This is a genomic window from Streptomyces sp. NPDC029169 (assembly GCF_055563935.1).
The window spans coordinates 67,071-85,228 of the sequence record NZ_JBVHXA010000015.1; the positions used below are offsets into that span (position 1 = coordinate 67,071).

The 18,158-nt window shown below is 72.6% G+C and carries 15 protein-coding genes; 11 read left to right on the plus strand and 4 right to left on the minus strand.

Annotation, left to right across the window (positions count from 1 at the left end):
• Positions 1–23: 23 nt before the first annotated feature.
• Together ACZ4VI_RS25420 and ACZ4VI_RS25425 are read left to right on the plus strand one after the other, a co-directional pair.
• Positions 24–1,205, plus strand: a complete 1,182-nt coding sequence (locus tag ACZ4VI_RS25420; protein WP_468002718.1) for an FAD-dependent monooxygenase — start codon at positions 24–26, stop codon at positions 1,203–1,205.
• Positions 1,205–2,749, plus strand: coding sequence for a hypothetical protein (locus ACZ4VI_RS25425; protein WP_468002721.1), 1,545 nt, complete (start codon positions 1,205–1,207; stop codon positions 2,747–2,749). Before ACZ4VI_RS25420 ends, ACZ4VI_RS25425 begins: the two co-directional genes overlap by 1 nt.
• Here the strand turns inward: ACZ4VI_RS25425 and ACZ4VI_RS25430 are convergent.
• On the minus strand, positions 2,746–3,558 hold the full coding sequence (locus tag ACZ4VI_RS25430) for a pentapeptide repeat-containing protein (protein WP_468002723.1): 813 nt from the start codon (positions 3,556–3,558) through the stop codon (positions 2,746–2,748). The genes ACZ4VI_RS25425 and ACZ4VI_RS25430 overlap by 4 nt on opposite strands.
• Positions 3,559–3,658: 100 nt before the next feature.
• On the opposite strand from ACZ4VI_RS25430, the gene ACZ4VI_RS25435 reads away from it, so the two are divergent.
• On the plus strand, positions 3,659–5,179 hold the full coding sequence (locus tag ACZ4VI_RS25435; protein ID WP_468002725.1) for an alpha/beta fold hydrolase: 1,521 nt from the start codon (positions 3,659–3,661) through the stop codon (positions 5,177–5,179).
• On the opposite strand, the gene ACZ4VI_RS25440 is transcribed toward ACZ4VI_RS25435, so the two are convergent.
• On the minus strand, positions 5,176–6,801 hold the full coding sequence (locus ACZ4VI_RS25440) for an acyl-CoA synthetase (protein WP_468002727.1): 1,626 nt from the start codon (positions 6,799–6,801) through the stop codon (positions 5,176–5,178). The genes ACZ4VI_RS25435 and ACZ4VI_RS25440 overlap by 4 nt on opposite strands.
• A gap of 177 nt (positions 6,802–6,978) precedes the next feature.
• Here ACZ4VI_RS25440 and ACZ4VI_RS25445 point away from each other — a divergent pair, with 177 nt between their 5' ends.
• The 8 genes from ACZ4VI_RS25445 (at position 6,979) to ACZ4VI_RS25480 (ending at position 13,646) form a co-directional block, all read left to right on the plus strand.
• Positions 6,979–7,779 carry a crotonase/enoyl-CoA hydratase family protein gene (locus ACZ4VI_RS25445; RefSeq protein ID WP_468002729.1) on the plus strand — a complete coding sequence of 267 codons (801 nt, stop codon included), beginning with the start codon at positions 6,979–6,981 and terminating at the stop codon, positions 7,777–7,779.
• A 404-nt stretch (positions 7,780–8,183) separates the two neighbouring features.
• Positions 8,184–9,143, plus strand: a complete 960-nt coding sequence (locus ACZ4VI_RS25450) for a Zn-ribbon domain-containing OB-fold protein (protein WP_468002731.1) — start codon at positions 8,184–8,186, stop codon at positions 9,141–9,143.
• Positions 9,140–10,207: a thiolase domain-containing protein gene (locus ACZ4VI_RS25455; protein ID WP_468002733.1), complete on the plus strand. Its 1,068-nt coding sequence runs from the start codon at positions 9,140–9,142 to the stop codon at positions 10,205–10,207. The genes ACZ4VI_RS25450 and ACZ4VI_RS25455 overlap by 4 nt, the downstream gene beginning before the upstream one ends.
• Positions 10,200–11,366 (plus strand): thiolase domain-containing protein, encoded by a 1,167-nt coding sequence (locus ACZ4VI_RS25460; RefSeq protein WP_468002735.1) that lies wholly within the window; start codon positions 10,200–10,202, stop codon positions 11,364–11,366. The genes ACZ4VI_RS25455 and ACZ4VI_RS25460 overlap by 8 nt, the downstream gene beginning before the upstream one ends.
• An 89-nt stretch (positions 11,367–11,455) precedes the next feature.
• On the plus strand, positions 11,456–11,698 hold the full coding sequence (locus ACZ4VI_RS25465; protein WP_362356209.1) for a DUF397 domain-containing protein: 243 nt from the start codon (positions 11,456–11,458) through the stop codon (positions 11,696–11,698).
• A gap of 28 nt (positions 11,699–11,726) precedes the next feature.
• A complete protein-coding gene (locus ACZ4VI_RS25470; RefSeq protein ID WP_468002737.1) occupies positions 11,727–12,137 on the plus strand; it encodes an ACT domain-containing protein in 411 nt (136 codons plus the stop codon).
• 625 nt (positions 12,138–12,762) lie between these two features.
• A complete protein-coding gene (locus tag ACZ4VI_RS25475; protein WP_362014223.1) occupies positions 12,763–13,263 on the plus strand; it encodes a hypothetical protein in 501 nt (166 codons plus the stop codon).
• 17 nt (positions 13,264–13,280) lie between these two features.
• Positions 13,281–13,646, plus strand: a complete 366-nt coding sequence (locus ACZ4VI_RS25480; protein WP_468002739.1) for an RNA-binding S4 domain-containing protein — start codon at positions 13,281–13,283, stop codon at positions 13,644–13,646.
• A 21-nt stretch (positions 13,647–13,667) separates the two neighbouring features.
• On the opposite strand, the gene ACZ4VI_RS25485 is transcribed toward ACZ4VI_RS25480, so the two are convergent.
• A complete protein-coding gene (locus ACZ4VI_RS25485) occupies positions 13,668–15,857 on the minus strand; it encodes a terpene synthase family protein (RefSeq protein ID WP_468002741.1) in 2,190 nt (729 codons plus the stop codon).
• Positions 15,858–16,015: 158 nt separating this feature from the next.
• Positions 16,016–17,938 (minus strand): N-acetylmuramoyl-L-alanine amidase, encoded by a 1,923-nt coding sequence (locus ACZ4VI_RS25490; RefSeq protein ID WP_468002980.1) that lies wholly within the window; start codon positions 17,936–17,938, stop codon positions 16,016–16,018.
• Positions 17,939–18,158: the final 220 nt, after the last annotated feature.

The following is an 18,158-nucleotide window of genomic DNA, read 5'->3' on the forward strand; positions in this document are numbered from 1 at the left end:
CCCGAGATCCAGAGCGAGGACCCATGCCGCAGCGCGCCGCGACCATCGTCGGCGGCGGGATCGGGGGCCTCGCGGCCGCCATCGCCCTGCACCGCCGCGGCTGGCGCGTCGAAGTCCTCGAACGCGCCCCGGAGTTCACCGAGATCGGCGCCGGGATCTCCCTCTGGCCCAATGCGCTGCGCGCGCTCGACGCCCTCGGTCTGGCCGACGGCGTGCGGGAACTCGGCGCCGTCGAAGCCTCCGGCGGCGTACGCGACCGCCGGGGCCGCTGGATGTCCCGTACGGACACCTCGGAACTCGTCCGCCGCTTCGGCCATCCCCTCGTGGTCGTGCACCGCGCGGAGCTGCTGCGGGCGCTCACCGAGGCGCTGCCGGCGGACAGCCTGCGGTCGGGCAGCGAGGTGTCCGCCGTCCGCGAGGACGACCGCGGCCCGGTCGTCGAGCACCGGGGCGGCGAGTCCCGGCCCGACCTCGTCGTCGGTGCCGACGGGCTGCACAGCGCGGTCCGTCGCGTGCTGTGGCCCGACGCGGCCGGCCCCCGCTACGCCGGCTACACCGCCTGGCGCATGGTCACCGAGCCCCTCGCCGAGCCGCCCGCCGAGGGCGCCGCGACCTGGGGCCGCGGCGAGAGGTTCGGCTACACGGCCCTGCCGGGCGGGCGCATGTACTGCTTCGCGACCGCCTCGCTGCCGCCGGACACGGCCTCCGGCACCTCCGAGTACGCCGAACTGCTGCGCCGGTTCGGGGACTGGCCGGATCCCATCCCCGCCCTGCTGGCCGCCGTCCCCCCGACCGCGGTACTCCGGCACGACCTGTACGAGCTGCCGCCGCTGCCCTCCTTCGTCCGAGGCCGGGTCGCGCTCCTCGGCGACGCGGCCCATGCCATGACGCCGAACCTGGGCCAGGGCGCGTGCCAGGCGCTGGAGGACGCGGTCACCCTCGCCGCCTGCCTCGACGGCACTCCGGACGTGGCCGCCGCGCTCCGCTCGTACGACCTGCTGCGCCGCCCGAGGACGCAGGCCATCGTGCGCCGTTCCGCCCGGCTCGGCGCGGTCGGCCAGCTGGCGTGGCCGCCCGCGGTGCTGTTGCGCGACACGGCCGCCCGGCTGACGCCGACCCGGGCGACGCTGCGTTCGATGACACCGGTGCTCGGCTGGACCGCGCCGGGTGCCCCGGAGACCGTGACGGAGAACGAGAGCCACTGATGCCGGACTGGACCTATCACCCTCTGCGGGGCGTCGCCGCCGCCGTCGTCGGCAGGCGCCGTTCCCAGCGCACCGCACTGCGGCTGCTGGCCTCGATCGGCTCCCGTCCCGCCGGCGCGCGTCTGATCGCCCGGGGGTTCGGCCACCGCCATCCGCCGGAGCGGCTCGCCGGCGAGATCGCCGGGGTGCCCGTGACCGTCCGCCTCGGCATATCCGTCCCGCCCTCGCTCGCCCGCGAGACGGTTCGCGCCATGGCCCCGCTCGGGGCCGGTGTCGTCGAGGTGGCGCCGGTCTCGGCGACCGACGTGGAGACCGTGCGCGAGGCCGGGGCCGGTCGATCGATCCCGCTGGTCGTCCGTACCGCCGACCCGGATACCGAGGCCGCCCTCGCGCCCCACGTCGACGGCTTCACGAGCGACGAGGATCCCCATGTCGTCCGCGTGTCCGACCCGACGGTCACCGCCGCGGCCGCCGCGCTCGACGACCCGAAGGCCGTCGTGCTCGCACGGCACGGGGTACTCGTCGCGGCCGGACCCGGCTGGTTCGCACGGGTCACCGAGGCGGCCACCCCCACCGCGCCCGCTCCGCTGCTACGGGACGTCGGCCGCGATCCCCGCCGCTGGCCGGCCTGGTGGTGGGCGCTGATCGTCGGACTCGGGATGACGGGCGCCGGACTTGGCGCCGCGGCGATCACGCTCGGGCCGGTGCTGCTCTGGTACGACCGCGACTACCTCGGCATGACGCTCCACGAACTGCATGCCGCCAACCACCACCTCGTGCACTTCCTCCAGCACGACCGCATCACCATGGCCGGCACGATGGTGGCGATCGGCGCGCTCTACACCGGCCTCGCCGTGGGCGGGATCAGACGCGGTTGGCCCTGGGCCCGCGAGGTGTATCTCCTCTCGGGGGCGATCGGCTTCCCCACCTTGTTCTATTTCCTTGCCACCGGCTTCGTGGAACCCCTGCACACGGCCACCACCCTCGTGCTGTTCCCCATGTTCGTCGCCGGCGTCCGCCGGACCCCGCACGTCCCGCGGTGGCGCCAGGTGCCCGAGGGGCCGGAGCCGGAGCGTCGGCGGGCCCTCGTGGGCCAACTCCTGCTGATCGTCACGGGAGCAGGTCTCTTCGTCGGCGGAGCGGTCATCTCGGTGGTCGGTCTGACCGGTGTCTTCGTGCCGAGCGATCTGGTCTTCCTGGGCGCCGACACCCAGGCGCTGGAAGCCGTGAACCCCCGGCTCGTCCCCTTCGTCGCCCACGACCGCGCGGGCTTCGGCGGCGCCCTGATGGCGGCGGCCGTGGCGATCACCCTGCTCAGCGCCTGGGGCTGGCGGCGGGGCGAGGCCTGGGTGTTCTGGACCCTGGCCGTGGCGGCGGCCGCCGGCTTCCTGCCGGCCGTCATCGTGCACGGCGCGATCCACTACACGGACTTCCTCCACCTCGCGCCGGTCTACTTCGGCATCATCACGACCGGCACCGGCCTGCTCCTCGCCCGCCCCTACCTGTGCGCCAGGACCCCGGCGAGGCAGGCGGCCGGGTCCTAGGCCCAGTGAGCGGGGCGCTCGAAGCCTTTCGGCAGGCGGGTCGTGGCGTCGCCGCGGGCCGCGTTCAGCTGGGGCTGGGTGAGGAACAGCGCACCGGTGAGGTCCGCACCGGACAGGTCGGCGTCCCGTAGGTCGGCGCCGATCAGATCGGCCAGGGACAGATCCGCGCCCGTCAGGTCGGCGGCGATCAGCAGCGCCCCGCGCAGATCCGCGCCCCGCAGCTTCGCCCCGCGCAGCCGCGCGCCGATCAGATCGGCGCCGCGCCGGCTCTTGGTCTTGCCGCCCGCCTTGCCGCCCGCCGTCGCCCGCACCAGCGCGCTGGTCTTCAGGAGTAGTGGGTTGACCTCGCCGCGAACCGCGGCGACGTCCAGCTTCTCCAGCGCGTCCGCCGACCCCTCGGTCAGGCGCTCCACCCGCCCCAGGGCCTGCCGCAGCTCCGCGTGGACCGGCCGGGCTGCGGGCAGGGCGAGGGCCTCGGTGACGTAGCGCAGGAGCTCGTGCAGCTGGCGCATCACGGGGAACACCTCGTACATCTGCCGCGAGGTCTCGGGGGCCTCGCGCCAGGAGACCCCGCCGAAGGTGACCTGGGAGACCTTCTGCCCCGCGCCGAAGCAGTCGTACACCGTGCAGCCCGAATACCCGCTCGGCCGCAGCTTGGTGTGGATGCCGCAGCGGAAGTCCTCCTGGAGGTTCCGGCACGGTTCGCCGGAGGACTTGTTCACCGCGAAGTCCGCGGACTTCGCGAAGGGGAGCGCGACGCAGCACAGCCCGAAGCAGTTCGCGCAGTCGCCGCGGAGGGTCTCGGACATGGGTGTGCTGTTCCTTCGCCAGTGGGATGAGCACCCACCGTATCGCGCTGTGGGAGAAATCGGTTGCGAAGATCATCCGGCTCGGCCGACGATCGGTGCCATGCCGAAGTTCACGACGTACGACGGGACCGAACTCGCCTATGACGTACGGGGGGAGGGCGAGCCGCTCGTCTGTCTGCCCGGCGGCCCGATGCGCGACGCCGCCTACCTCGGCGACCTCGGCGGCCTCGCCGCGTACCGCAGCCTGATCGTGCTCGATCTCCGCGGTACCGGCGCGAGCGCCGAGCCCGCGGATCCCACTTCGTACCGCTGCGACCGGCAGGTGGCCGACGTCGAGGCGCTGCGGCTCCACCTCGGCCTGGAGCGCATCGATCTGCTCGGCCACTCGGCCGCCGGGAACCTGGCCACGCTGTACGCCGCGGCACACCCCGAGCGCGTCCGCTCCCTCGTGCTCGTCACCCCCGGCACGCGGGCGGTGGGCATCGAGATCACGGACGAGGAGTGGGACAAGGCCACGGAGGTGTTCGCCGACCAGCCGTGGTACGCGGAGGCGCGGGCCGGCGTGGCGACGATCGGTCCCGACACGCCCATGGCGCGGGTCATGGAGATCGCCTCGCCCTTCGCCTACGGCAGGTGGGACGAGGCCGCGCGGACCCACGCCGCGGCGGTCGCCGACGAGGCGCACTGGGACGCCGCGGCCGCCTACTACGCACCGGGCGCCTTCGACCCCGAGGCGACCCGGGCCGCGCTTGCCGGTCTCACCGCGCCGGTCCTGATCCTGGCGGGGGAGTACGACGGCGCGCCCAGCCCGGCGCGTGCGGCCGAGCTCGCGGAGTGCTTCCCGCACACCGAACTGGTCGTCCAGCGCGGCGCCGGGCACTTCCCCTGGGTGGACGACGCGGGCGCCTTCGCCCGCCCGATCGCCGCTTTCCTCGACCCGGAGGTCCGTACGGTCACCGTCGACGGGGTCCGCCTCGCGTACCGGGTGTGGGGTGCGGAGGACGCCCCGCCCGTGGTCCTCGTCCACGGCCGCGGCGGGAACCGCACCGACTGGGCGGGGATCGCCGAGGAACTGGCCACGGACCGCCGGGTGTACGCCGTCGACCTGCGCGGGCACGGCCTGAGCGACTGGACCGGCCCGTACGGATTCGAGGTCTTCCGCGACGAGCTGCGCGGATTCCTCAAGGAGCTGGACCTCGCGGGCGCCGACGTCGTCGGCCACTCGATGGGCGGCGCCGCGGCCTGCCTCCTGGCCATGGACGAACCGGGCCTGATCGGCCGACTGGTCCTGGAGGAGGCGCCCGTCTTCTTCCCGCTCGACCCGCCACGCGGCCACGCCGCCCGTCCCGAGGGGCCCGTCGGTCTCGACTGGGACGTGGTCCTCGCGACCGACGCCCAGCTGAACGCACCGGATCCCGCCTGGCGCGAGGGCCTGGCGGCGATCACGGCCCCGACCCTGATCCTGGGCGGCGGCCGGACCAGCCCCATCGCCCAGGAGCGGCTCTCCTGGATGGCGGACCGGCTGCCCGACGCCCGCCTCGTGACGATCGACGTCGGGCACGAGATCCACGCGACCCGCCCGGCCGAGTTCCTCGCCGCGCTGCGGGCCTTCGGTATCTAGGCGCCGGTGTCCTCGGCCGCTGCCACCGACCGGGCCCAGCGGTAGTCCGCCTTGCCGCTGGGGGAGCGCTGGATCCGGTCGGTGATCACCAGCTGGCGGGGGATCTTGTAGCCCGCGAGCCGGGTCCGGCAGTGGGTCTGGACGGCCTCCAGGTCGAGGGCGGGAGAACCGGCGCGCAGTTGGACGACGGCCGCCACATGGTTGCCCCACTTCGCGTCGGGCACGCCGGCGACCAGGGCGTCGTACACGTCCGGATGGGACTTCAGCGCCTGCTCGACCTCCTCCGGATACACCTTCTCGCCGCCGGTGTTGATGCACTGCGAGCCCCGGCCGAGGACCGTGACGATGCCGTCCTCGTCGACGGTCGCCATGTCGCCGAGCAGCACCCACCGCTCGTCGCCCTTCTGGAAGAAGGTCTCGGCCGTTTTCGCCGGATCGTTGTAGTAGCCGAGCGGTACGTGGCCGCGCTGCGCGAGGCGCCCCGGCTCGCCCACCGGCACCGGCTCGTACGTCACCGGGTCCACCACCCGCGTCCGCTCGTTGACCTCCAGGCGGAAGCCCTTCTCCGGGCCCGAGTCGACCGTCGCCTTGCCGTTGGAACCGGACTCGGAGGAGCCGAAGTTGTTCAGGAGCAGTACGTGCGGCACGAGCGCCTGGAACTCGGCCCGTACCGTCTCCGACATGATCGCCCCGGACGAGGAGACGCTGAACAGCGAGGACAGGTCCGTCCCTTTGAGCGGCCCGTGGAGCGCGTCGATCAGGGGCCTCAGCATCGCGTCGCCCACCAGCGACACGCTGGAGACCCTCTCCTTCTCGATCGTGCGGAGCACCTCCTCGGGCGCGTACTTGCGGTGGATGACCACCCGCTGCCCGTAGTTGAAGGCGATGAACGACGTCAGCGTCGAGGTGCCGTGCATCAGCGGGGGAGCGGGGAAGAAGGTGAGCCCGGCGCCGCCCGCCGCGACCCGCTCGGCCAGCTCCTCGGGCCGCTTGACCGGCTCGCCCGCCGGGTCGCCGCCGAAGAGCCCGGCGAAGAAGAGGTCCTCCTGGCGCCACATGACGCCCTTCGGCATCCCCGTCGTACCGCCGGTGTAGATGATGAAGAGGTCGTCCGCCGAGCGCGGCCCGAAGCCGCGCTCCGGCGAACCGGAGGCCTCCGCCTCGGTGAACGGTACGCAGTCGAGTGCGGGAGCGTCCTCGGCCGGGGTCCCCACCCGGACGAGGTGCCGCAGCTTCTCCGTCTGCGACAGCGCCGCCGCGACCCGTTCCGTGAACTCGGCGTCGAAGACGAGCGCGGCCAGATCGGCGTCCCTGTAGAGGTAGACCAACTCCTCCTCCACGTAGCGGTAGTTCACGTTGACCGGCACGATGCGCGCCTTCAGACAGGCCAGGACGGTCTGCAGATACTCGATCCCGTTGTAGAGGTGCAGGCCCAGGTGCTCGCCCGGCCGGATGCCGGAGTCGATCAGATGGTGGGCGAGGCGGTTGGCGGCGGTGTCGAGCTCGGCGTACGTCAGCCGGCGCTCCGCTCCGGTGCCGGGGTGGTCGACGTAGACGAGCGCCTCGCGCTCCGGGACCACGTCGACGACCGACTCGAACAGGTCGGCAAGGTTGTACTCCACCGTTCCTCCTGACCCCGCTGGTCGTCCAGGCCCGAACTGACTCGGCGGTCATTAGAGCGCCGGGCGGCGGAGGTGGGAAGGGGTCGCGCAGAAGAATCTGACTGAGTGTCAGAAAACTATTGAACTGGACCCGCGCCTCCTGCAACCTGTTCTAGGTCTGGAGACGGGAGGACGTCCATGGGTGGGACCGAACACCTCACCGTGCGGCGCGAAGGTGCCACGCTCGTGCTCACACTCAACCGACCGGAGGCCAAGAACGCGCTCTCACTGCCCATGCTGGTCGGGCTCTACGACGGCTGGCTGGAAGCCGACGCCGACGACACGGTCCGCTCCGTCGTCCTCACCGGTGCCGGCGGCACCTTCTGCGCGGGGATGGACCTCAAGGCGCTGGCGGGCAAGGGGATGGAGGGCGAGCAGTACCGGGACCGGATGAAGGCCGACCCCGATCTGCACTGGAAGGCGATGCTGCGCCACCACCGGCCCCGCAAGCCCGTCATCGCCGCCGTCGAGGGCTACTGCGTCGCCGGCGGCACCGAGATCCTCCAGGGCACCGACATCCGGATCGCGGGCGCCTCCGCCACGTTCGGACTCTTCGAGGTGAAGCGCGGTCTGTTCCCGATCGGCGGCTCGACGGTCCGGCTGCCGCGGCAGATCGCCCGCACGCACGCGCTCGAAATGCTGCTGACGGGGCGGCCTTACGGTGCGGAGGAGGCGGCCCGGATCGGGCTCGTCGGCCGTGTCGTCCCTGACGGGACGGCGCTGGACGAGGCCCTCGAGATCGCCGAGCAGATCAACGCCTGCGGGCCGCTCGCGGTCGAGGCGGTGAAGGCGTCGGTGTACGAGACGGCGGAGCTGACGGAGACGGAGGGGCTTGCGGCGGAACTCGCGCGGGGCTGGCCGATCTTCGAGACGGCGGACGCGAAGGAAGGCGCCCGCGCGTTCGCGGAGAAGCGCAAGCCGGTGTACCGCCGGGAGTGACTTTTCCCCACCCCGCCCCTTCCCGAACTGGGGGCAAGCCCCCAGACCCCCGTACGGCCTTCGGCCGTGTCCTCAAGCGCCGGACGGGCTGGGTGCCGCCCGCCGGGCGCAACTCAACCCCGCCGGCTCGGCGCGTGGCGCCGTGCCCCGGACGGGCTGAAAAGCCAGCCCCGCCGGGAGAAACTCAACCCCGTCGGCTCGACGCGTGGCACCGGCCCCCGGACGGGCTGGTTTCCGCCCGCTGGCCGGAACTTCAGCCCCGCCGGCGTTTGAGGCGCGGGGTCTGGGGCGGAGCCCCAGTTCGGGAAGGGGCGGGGTGGGGAGAAGGCCCCGCGCAGCGGCCCCGCACCGCCCCCAACGCCCTGCCCGCACCCACCCCGTACCGCCCCCGACCAAGGAGCCCCATGTCATCCGCCCCCTCGCCGGACACCCTCCGTGCGCCCCTCGTCGTCGAGTTCCCCTTCACCCGGTCCCTCGGCCCCCTGCAGTCCGCCTTCCTGACCGGGCTCCGAGAGCGGACCGTCCTCGGCGTGCGGACCGGTGACGGGCGCGTGCTCGTCCCGCCCGTCGAGTACGACCCCGAGACCGCCGAAGAACTCCGAGATCTCGTCGAGCTCGGCGCCACCGGCACCGTCACCACCTGGGCCTGGAACCCCGAACCCCGCACCGGACAGCCGCTGTCCACCCCCTTCGCCTGGGTCCTCGTCCGGCTCGACGGCGCCGACACCGCCCTCCTCCACGCCCTCGACGCGCCCGGCCCCGAAGCTGTCCGTACCGGAATGCGGGTGAGGATCCGCTGGGCCGCCGAACGGACCGGCGCCATCACCGACATCGCCTGCTTCGAGCCGTACGAGAGCACCCCCGGAGACGAGCCGCGCGCCCACGACGGCACCTTCCCCGACCCCGTCACCGGCATCCTCGCCCCCGCCCGGCTCGACTACACGTACACCCCCGGCCGTGCCCAGACCGGCTACCTCCACGCCCTCGCCGACAACAGGACCGTCGGCGAACGCTGCCCGTCCTGCGCCAAGGTGTACGTCCCGCCCCGCGGCGCCTGCCCCACCTGCGGCGTGGCCACCGCCGAGCAGGTCGAGGTCGGTCCGCGCGGCACGGTCACCACCTTCTGCATCGTCAACATCAAGGCCCGTGGCCTCGACATCGAAGTCCCGTACGTCTACGCCCACATCGCCCTCGACGGCGCCGGGCTCGCGCTCCACGGCCGGATCGGCGGCATCCCGTACGACCAGGTCCGGATGGGGCTGCGCGTCGAACCCGTATGGAGCGAGAACAGCCGCTACCCCGACCACTACCGGCCCACCGGCGAACCCGACGCCGACTACGACACGTACAAGGAGCTGCTGTGACGCCGGACCGACAGGACCGCGAGGTGGCGGTCGTCGCCTTCGCCCAGACCGACCACCTGCGGCGCACGGACGAGCTCTCCGAGGTCGAGATGGTCATGCCCGTCCTCCACGAGGTGCTGCGGCAGACCGGATGCAAGACCTCCGACATCGGCTTCACCTGCTCCGGCTCCTCCGACTACCTCGCCGGGCGCGCCTTCTCCTTCACCATGGCCCTCGACGGCGTCGGCGCCTGGCCGCCGATCTCCGAGTCCCATGTCGAGATGGACGGCGCCTGGGCGCTCTACGAGGCCTGGGTGAAGCTGCTGACCGGCGAGGCCGACACCGCGCTCGTCTACGCGTACGGGAAGTCGTCCCCCGGCTCCGTACGCGATGTCCTCACCCGGCAGCTCGACCCCTACTACCTCGCCCCGCTCTGGCCCGACCCCGTCGCCCTCGCCGCCCTCCAGGCCCGCGCGCTCATCGACGCCGGCCACACCGACGAGCCGGAACTCGCCGCCATCGCCGCCCGCAGCCGCCAGGACGCCACCGCGAACCCGCACGCCCAGCTGCCCGGCGCCCGCGCGCAGGGCGAGTACGTCGTCGGTCCGCTGCGGACCGGCGACTGCCCGCCCGTCGGCGACGGCGCGGCCGCCGTGATCCTCGCCGTCGGCGACCGGGCCCGCGAACTGTGCGAACGGCCCGCCTGGATTCGCGGCATCGACCACCGGATCGAACCGCACTCCCTCGGCGTACGCGACCTCACCGACTCGCCGTCCACCCGGCTCGCCGCCGATCGCGCCGGAGCCTTCGAACGGCCCGTGGACACCGCCGAACTCCACGCGCCCTTCACCTCCCAGGAGGTCGTGCTCCGCCGAGCCCTCGACCTCGACGACAGGGTGAGGGTCAACCCGTCCGGCGGAGCGCTCGCCGCCAACCCGATGATGGCCGCCGGCCTGATCCGCCTCGGCGAGGCAGCCGCCCGCATCCACCGGGGCGCCTCCGACCGGGCCCTCGCCCACGCCACCTCCGGCCCCTGCCTGCAGCAGAACCTGGTCGCCGTCCTGGAAGGGGAGAACCGTGCCTAAGGAGCCCGTGGCCGTCGTTGGCATCGGCCAGACCAAGCACGTCGCCGCCCGCCGGGACGTGTCGATCGCCGGACTCGTCCGCGAGGCCGCCGTGCGCGCGCTGGCAGACGCCGAGCTGACATGGGCGGACATCGACGCCGTCGTCATCGGCAAGGCCCCCGACTTCTTCGAGGGCGTGATGATGCCGGAGCTGTACCTCGCCGACGCCCTCGGCGCGGTCGGCAAACCGATGCTCCGCGTGCACACGGCGGGTTCCGTCGGCGGGTCCACGGCGCTCGTCGCGGCGAACCTGGTCGCCGCACGCGTCCACCGCACCGTCCTCACCCTCGCCTTCGAGAAGCAGTCCGAATCCAACGCCATGTGGGGCCTCTCGCTGCCCGTCCCGTTCCAGCAGCCTCTGCTCGCCGGGGCCGGAGGCTTCTTCGCCCCGCACGTCCGCGCCTACATGCGCCGCACCGGTGCCCCCGACACCGTCGGCTCCCTCGTCGCGTACAAGGACCGGCGGAACGCCCTCAAGAACCCGTACGCCCACCTCCACGAGCACGACATCACCCTGGAGAAGGTCCAGGCCTCGCCGATGCTCTGGGACCCGATCCGCTACTCCGAGACCTGCCCGTCCTCCGACGGCGCCTGCGCGATGGTCCTCACCGACCGGGCGGGCGCGGAGCGTTCGCCGCGGCCGGCCGCCTGGGTGCACGGTGGCGCGATGCGCAGCGAGCCCACGCTCTTCGCGGGCAAGGACTTCGTCTCGCCGCAGGCCGGCAAGGACTGCGCCGCCGACGTCTACCGGCAGGCCGGCATCACGGACCCGCGCCGGGAGATCGACGCGGTCGAGATGTACGTCCCCTTCTCCTGGTACGAGCCGATGTGGCTGGAGAACCTGGGCTTCGCCGAGGAGGGCGAGGGCTGGAAGCTCACCGAGGCTGGGGTCACCGAACTCGACGGCGACCTGCCCGTGAACCCCTCGGGCGGTGTCCTTTCCACCAACCCCATCGGCGCGTCCGGGATGATCCGCTTCGCCGAGGCGGCGATGCAGGTACGGGGGCAGGCGGGCGAGCATCAGGTGGAGGGGGCGCGCAGGGCGCTCGGACACGCGTACGGCGGGGGCGCGCAGTTCTTCTCCATGTGGCTCGTCGGCGACCGGCCACCGGCCGGCTGACGGGTGGTGCGAGGTCTGTCGGCACCCGGTGCCGCTCGCTACCCTGAGCCCCGGACGACGACGTTGCGCTATGCGGGAGGAGCACGGACGTGGCGGAGAGCACCACCACCCAGCACGCCTTCGCGGGCTGGGACAAGCCGGAACTCGACCTGAGCGGAGCGGACTGGCGGTCGAGCAGCCAGGGGGCGGGAGACGTTCAGATCGCCTTCGTCGAGGGCTTCATCGCAATGCGGAACGGGGGGCGGCCGGAGGCGCCGTCGCTGATCTTCACCCCGGCGGAGTGGCGGGCGTTCGTGGTCAACGCGCGGGAGGGCGAGTTCGACCTGACCTGACGCGGGCCGCCGCCCTAGGGTGGTGATCATGAGTGCGGAACGTGATCTGACCCGGCTGCTCGCCGGGATGCGGCCGGAGCTGAACCCCGGCCGCTATGTCTTCACCACGGTGGACGGCCCCGCTCCGGCGGGTGTCGTCCCAGTGGTCACCGTCGCCGAGAGCGAGGGGCTCACGCTGGTCGTACGCCAGGAGGAGGCCGACGCGGCCGGTCTGGCGTACGACTACGTGGCCGGATGGATCACGCTGCGGGTCCACTCGGCGCTCGACGCCGTCGGCCTGACCGCGGCGGTCGCGCACCAGCTCGCGGGGGCAGGGCTGAGCTGCAACGTCGTGGCCGGCTTCCACCACGACCACCTCTTCGTGGAACACGCCCGCGCGGACGAGGCGTTGACCGTCCTGAAGGACCTCGCGGACCGCGCGTCCCGGTCCACCGACTGACCGTCACACGGGGCTCGGTCCGGCGTACGCCGGGGCTTGCGCGGGGGTCATCGGGCATCGGGAGCGGGAGCGCCGGTGGGGCTGCTCCTGACCCGGGAGCGTGCCGACGAGGCAGCGGCCGAGCCGGCCGTCCGCCTCGACGCGCACGGCCGCGCGGCGGGCCGAAACGGCCGTCGCCTGGGCCTGCGCGGTGGGCCGAAACGGCCGTCGCCTCGCCCTGCGCGGTGGGCCGAAACGGCCGTCGCTTCGCCCCGTGCGGCATGCCCGACCCGGCCTGCTTCCCCTGGCGGCTCCACCTCGCCCTCGCCGAGACCCGCGAGACCGACCTGGAGGCCGTCGCCCCCGCGACCGCCCGTACGGTGCGCCTCCGTGCTCAGCCACTCACTGTCCGTGGCGAGGACCCGGCCGTCGCCCTCGGCGCTGATCCTCCTGTCCGCCGCGTACCGGAAGCTCGGCACCGACCGTCGCCGCGCAGCCGCCGGCCTCGCCCGGGAGCCCCGTGAGACCGGACGGACCGGCCGGCGCGGCGCCCCGCCGCGGGACCGGTCATGGGGGTGTCGTCGGGGCGTCCGGCGGAGCCGCCCCGGCGCGTCGCGGGGGTGGGCCGGGCACGTACCATGGCCGTATGTCCTTCCTCCGCCGCCGCAGCGCCGCCACACCCGCGGGCCCGGACTTCGACGTCCTGGCCATGGACCCGGGGGACTGGCCCGGCAATCTCGGCGCCGGTCTGCTGCCCGCCCCCGACGGAAGCTGCCAGGGCGTCTTCCTGCGCTACGACCTGTTCGGCGGCCGCGGCCCCGCGATGATCATCGGCAATCTGCCGGAGGGGTCCCCGGCCCGCGAGCTCGCCGACGGCCAGATCCCCTTCGAGGTCGCCCAGCTCCTCGCGGCCCTGGAGAACGACGAGCCGGTCGAGGTCCTCGACACCGAGGACATGCCGGTGATGCAGGGCGACAACCTGCTGATCGTGCGCCGGCTCAAACTCTCCGAGAGCCGTATCGCCTGCGTGCAGTTCGACCGCAGCGACAACGTCCTGGTGACGATCGCCAGTTGGGACCGGCCCATCACCGACGACCTGTACGCGCTGCTCAAGCCGCTGCCCGCCGAGCTGTTCCAGCAGGGCTGACGAGGGAGCGGGGGCCGATGAGCGCACGCGTCGACAGCTGGATCTGGGCGGTCCGCCTCACCAAGACCCGCTCGCAGGCGGCCGCCGCCTGCCGGGCCGGACACGTCAAGGTGAACGGTGAGCGCGCCAAGCCCGCCCAGCCTGTGAAGCCCGGCGACGAGGTACGCCTCTTCCACGGCGGCCGGGAGCGGATCGTCGAGGTCAAGCAGCTCCTCACCAAGCGCGTCGGCCCGCCCGTCGCCGCAGAGGCGTACGTCGACAACAGCCCGCCGCCGCCTCCGCGCGAGCACGTGGCCCTGGCCGCCGTCCGCGACCGCGGCGCGGGCCGCCCCACCAAGCGCGAGCGCCGCGAACTCGACCAGCTGCGCGGCCGCCCCGTCTGAGAGCGGCCGCGCGCAGGCACATTACGGCGCGAACAAGGTCGCCACCCGCGCCGCCGACGTGCCGATGCCGGTCGGTCCCCGGCGGAGCAGTGCCGTACCACTGCCCGTGTGGACGTCCTCGGCACCGTAACGCCGCACCTTGCGATGCCAGTTGAGGATTCCGGCGAGCCAGTCCTCCAACTCCCGTACATACGCCGCGAAGGCGCGCCGCCCGGCCGCGCCCAGGCCGAAGTCCTCGAACAGCCTGGGCAGTTCGTGCTTCTTCACATGCTCGAACTGGCGCAGCCGACCGCGCATCAGGTCGTCGACCATCGCCACAGCCGTCGGATAGTCGCAGTCGAAGAACGTCTGCAGGACCAGGACGCCGTTGTGCACCTCGCCCTCGACCTCGATCTCCTTCTGGTACGAGAACAGGTCGTTGAGGAGGGCCGCGTAGTCCGAGGCCGAGTTCTCCAGGCTCTGGACCGTTCCCGAGCGGAAGATCTCCGGGGGCAGCCCGGCGGCGTGCCGCAGTCGGCACAGCTGCATCGTCAGATCGGAGCCGAAGGTCTTGCGGCGCATCTCGATGTAGTCCACCGGGTCGGGCACCCGGTGCTGCGCCTGGTTGTGCAGCTCCCACATCCAGCTGTCCAGCATCGCATCGAGCGCGCTACGCAGCTGTTCCCTGGCCGCCGGCCCCATCGGGGCCGTGGTGCGGGCCCACAGATCGGCGAGCGAACGCTCCATCGGACTCACCGCGCGTGTTGCTCCCGCCGCCGGATCGTCCACTGTCATACAGGACTTGAGCCGCTCGGTGCATTCCTTGGCGCCGAGCAGATCGCGCGGCCGGCCGAAGACGAGCGGATAGTAGTCGTCGCCGTACGTGCCCCAGGTCAGCCATTCGGCGCTGAGCTCCAGCTCCTCCACGGTGGCGTCCGGGTCGAGGCCCGCCGAGCAGAGCGCGAGATCGAAGCCCTCCGCCGTCGGACGGTCCCAGATGTCGTCGAGAAGCCCCATCCGTTCCGCCCAGTCGACGGAGCGCCGCTTCGCCTCCTGGTGGTGCGGGCTGAGCGACAGCGGGTACGGCAGATCGATGTCGGGCAGCAGCGAGGGCCCCACCTGCTGGTGCGGCACGTGGGTGAGCGTCCGCAGGCGCGAGGAGGCCGACCGTCCGAAGAGGCTCCGGATGTCGAGAGCCGAGGTGCCGAGCACCCCGTCGAGCCGCGAAGGCCCGGTGTCCAGGCCCTCGTTCATGTAACGGCTGGACCGCAGGTGCCACTCGTGGCCGCCCGACTGCCAGTCCTGCAGGCCCTTCGCGTACGCCGCGATCGCGGCGCACTCCTCGGGACTCAGCCCCTTCTCCAGGCAGAGGCCCGGGACTTCGGTGAGCGCCGTGTTCTCGAACTGCTGGAGCCGGGAGGTCAGCAGGTCGTTGACGGCCTCGGCCGCCTCCTGCGTCGTACAGCCGAGGAACGTCTCCAGGACGAGGACTCCGTTGCTGTTCTCGCCCTCGTCCTCGACCTCCCGCTGGTACGAGAAGAGGTCGTTGCGCAGATGCACGGCGTCGGCGAACGTATCGCGCAGCACGAGCAACGGCCGGGAGTGCGCGACCTGTTGAGGGATCTCGGCGCCCGCCGCGTACTCGACGAGCCCCGCCGACCAAGGTGCGCCACCCACCTTGCGGCGCATCTCGATGTACTCGACGGGGTTGGCGATCCGCCCCTCGTTGATGTTGTCGAGCTCCCACAGCGACTCGTACATCAGCGCCTCCGTCGCCGCGGCGAACCGTTCCCTCCAGGCGGCAGACATGGACGGCACCGTGCGCCGCCACAGGTCCGCGAGGCCGGCCTCCACCGGGTTGGTCGGCTCGGGCACGGGGGCGGACAGGTCCCTCGGCATGAACAGCGGCAGCCGGTCCAGATACGCCTTGCCGCCGGGCCGGTCACGGGTGCGCTTGAAGACCTCCACGAAGTGGTCGTCGAAGAAGAACACCCAGGTGTACCAATCGGTGACCAGCGAGAGCGCCTCGGCGTCGCAGTCGGGGTGCGTGTACGAGCAGAGCAGCGCGTAGTCGTGGGACTCGAGGTCGTGCTCCTCCCAGACACCGGAGCCCTCCAGCATCCCCATCGCCCGCGCCCACTCCCGGGTGTGCGTGCGGGCGGTCTCCACCTGGGGGTTGAGCCGCGCCGGATACGGGACATAGAAATCCGGCAGAACGAAGGGCTGAGCCATGCGTGCGGGGCCTTTCGGTGAGCGTGGGCAGTGACCGGCCGAGCCTTACCCCTCGCCCCTACGGATCACGCGACACCGGAGTTAGTCATATGAACGGCGACGGGGTGCCGTCGAGCCCCTCGCTCGGCGACACCCCTCACGCCGTGGCCGGATTCGGCTCAGGCGCCGGAAACCCGCACGTCGGCGGCCTTCACAAAGGCGACCCGATGGCCGAACTGGATCTCGTAGTGCTCCTCCTGGCCGCGCACCACCCGATGCCCCGTGGGGTCGAACACGGGCGCGAAGTAGTACTCGCCAGGGGTGCGGCCGCCCACCACGTACGACTGGCCCGCGAGCAGCTTGTACGGCAGCGGCGACACCGACTGGACCGGCACACCGGCCGGATACGCCGAGGCCTCCGGATAGGCGCGCCCGTACACCGGGACCTCCGTCAGGCCCTCCCTCGGAGTCAGCACCAGGCCCCGGGAGTTCACCGCCGTCCGCTGGTCCTTCGGGTTGTGGAACCAGGCCTTCTGCCCCAGGTACCAGATCGCCGTCCAGTCCCCCTGCCGCTCGGCCACCGCGTACTGCTGGCCCGTCGAGGCCCGCGCCCCGGTGTCGTTGACCCCGGTCGTCGAGTCCTGGCCGCCGGGCCTCAGACCGATGTCCTTGACCAGCGGGGCGTCCGCGCTCGGCGCCGTGTGCAGCCGGACGGCGCCGCTGCCGTGCGGGGCGCACGCCTCTCCCGCCTTCGTACAGCCGGTGTAGAGCGGCTGGTGCGCGCCGTACTCCGGGCGGATCGTCACCACTCCCGCGTCCGGACCCGCGCTCGGCGTGAACGGTCGGCCGAGCAGCTGGAAGTAGTGCGCCCAGTCCCAGTACGGGCCGGGGTCGGTGTGCATCCCGCGGATCGTCGAGGTGACCGGGCCTGGCACATTGTCGTGCCCGAGGATGTGCTGCCGGTCCAGCGGAATGTCGTACCGCTGCGCCAGATACCGCACCAGCCGCGCCGACGTCCGGTACATCGCCTCCGTGTACCAGGAGTCCGGAGCCGTCAGGAAGCCCTCGTGCTCCAGGCCCACCGACTTGGCGTTCACGAACCAGTTGCCCGCGTGCCAGCCGACGTCCTTGAGCGGCAGATGCTGCGCGATGTGCCCGTCGGAGGAGCGCAGCGAGTACTGCCACGACACATACGTCGGATCCTGCACGAGCTTGAGCGTGACGTCCCAGGTCGCCTCGGTGTCATGGACGATGATGTACTCGATCGACTGGGACTCCGGCCGGTTCCCCTTGTCGTGGTTGCCGTAGTCCCCGTCCCCGAACGCCTCGTACGGCGCCGGGATCCACTCGCACGCCACCGTCTGCGGGCACTCGGTCCGCGCCGCGTCCGCCGAGCGCAGCCCGAGCGACTCCACCTGCGCCGTCTCGGGCACGAGGTCCGCGTCGGCCGCGAGCGTCACCACCTGCCCGCTGTCGGTCGTACGGGACACACCCGTGCGGATCACGTCGAACACGTCGTTCGCGTACGTCGTCGCGGTCGCCGCGTCGTCGGCGCCGGAGTACCGCGCCACCGCGCCGAACCAGTCGGCCGGGTCGGCGCTCGGCGGCCGGCCCGACTCGCGCTGCGCGGCGGCAAGCAGCGCCGCCCCGCCCTCGATGTTCGCCGCCGTGCCGGTCCGCAGCCGCTCCGCCGGAATCCCGGTCAGCGCGGCGGCCCGGTCCAGCGTCCTGAGCCGGTCCGGCAGCTCGGCCGCCGTGGGCAGCGGGGTCGCGACCTCTGCCCCGTGGCGCGGCGCGCGCGAGTCGTCGCCCCGGGCGTCCTCCTCGCCGTGCGAGTGGTGCGGGGCCTCGGCCAGCGCGGTCACCGCGTCCGTGAGGTGCATCGGGCCGTAGCCCCCGGTCACACTCGGGGCCCCACCGTGCGCGTCCCACCGCGACTGGAGGTACGACACCGCGAGCAGCACGCTCTGCGGTACGCCCTGCCGCTCGGCGGCCGCCGCGAACTGCCGCTGCAGCGAACCGGCTTCCAGGGGACCGGCCGTGGCCGGCGGAGCAGCCGACAGAAGCGGGAGGAGCAGGGCGGCGGACGCCACGGCGCCCACCGTGCGGGGAACCCGTCTGCGCGACACGGAACGGTGCAAGGCAGCCTCCAGGAACCAGGGGTGATGAGGGGGCGTGCGGGGCCGACCCGTACAGGGGTATCGGCTTCCCGACGATCCGTCAATCACCCCCAGCCACATGGGATTTCCCATGTCAGGGGCTGTGTCACGGAGTTTCGCGACGGCGGCACGCGGGCCTGCGGCGCGTCAGTGGAGTGGACCA

What these genes read in the sequence shown, in the direction of transcription:
- ACZ4VI_RS25425 (WP_468002721.1), top strand. Translation starts at nt 1,205, where the DNA reads ATGCCGGACTGGACCTATCACCCTCTGCGGGGCGTCGCCGCCGCCGTC.
- ACZ4VI_RS25470 (WP_468002737.1), top strand. Translation starts at nt 11,727, where the DNA reads ATGAGTGCGGAACGTGATCTGACCCGGCTGCTCGCCGGGATGCGGCCG.
- ACZ4VI_RS25445 (WP_468002729.1), top strand. Translation starts at nt 6,979, where the DNA reads ATGGGTGGGACCGAACACCTCACCGTGCGGCGCGAAGGTGCCACGCTC.
- ACZ4VI_RS25430 (WP_468002723.1), bottom strand. Translation starts at nt 3,558, where the DNA reads ATGTCCGAGACCCTCCGCGGCGACTGCGCGAACTGCTTCGGGCTGTGC.
- ACZ4VI_RS25480 (WP_468002739.1), top strand. Translation starts at nt 13,281, where the DNA reads ATGAGCGCACGCGTCGACAGCTGGATCTGGGCGGTCCGCCTCACCAAG.
- ACZ4VI_RS25485 (WP_468002741.1), bottom strand. Translation starts at nt 15,857, where the DNA reads ATGGCTCAGCCCTTCGTTCTGCCGGATTTCTATGTCCCGTATCCGGCG.
- ACZ4VI_RS25475 (WP_362014223.1), top strand. Translation starts at nt 12,763, where the DNA reads ATGTCCTTCCTCCGCCGCCGCAGCGCCGCCACACCCGCGGGCCCGGAC.
- ACZ4VI_RS25450 (WP_468002731.1), top strand. Translation starts at nt 8,184, where the DNA reads ATGTCATCCGCCCCCTCGCCGGACACCCTCCGTGCGCCCCTCGTCGTC.
- ACZ4VI_RS25420 (WP_468002718.1), top strand. Translation starts at nt 24, where the DNA reads ATGCCGCAGCGCGCCGCGACCATCGTCGGCGGCGGGATCGGGGGCCTC.
- ACZ4VI_RS25435 (WP_468002725.1), top strand. Translation starts at nt 3,659, where the DNA reads ATGCCGAAGTTCACGACGTACGACGGGACCGAACTCGCCTATGACGTA.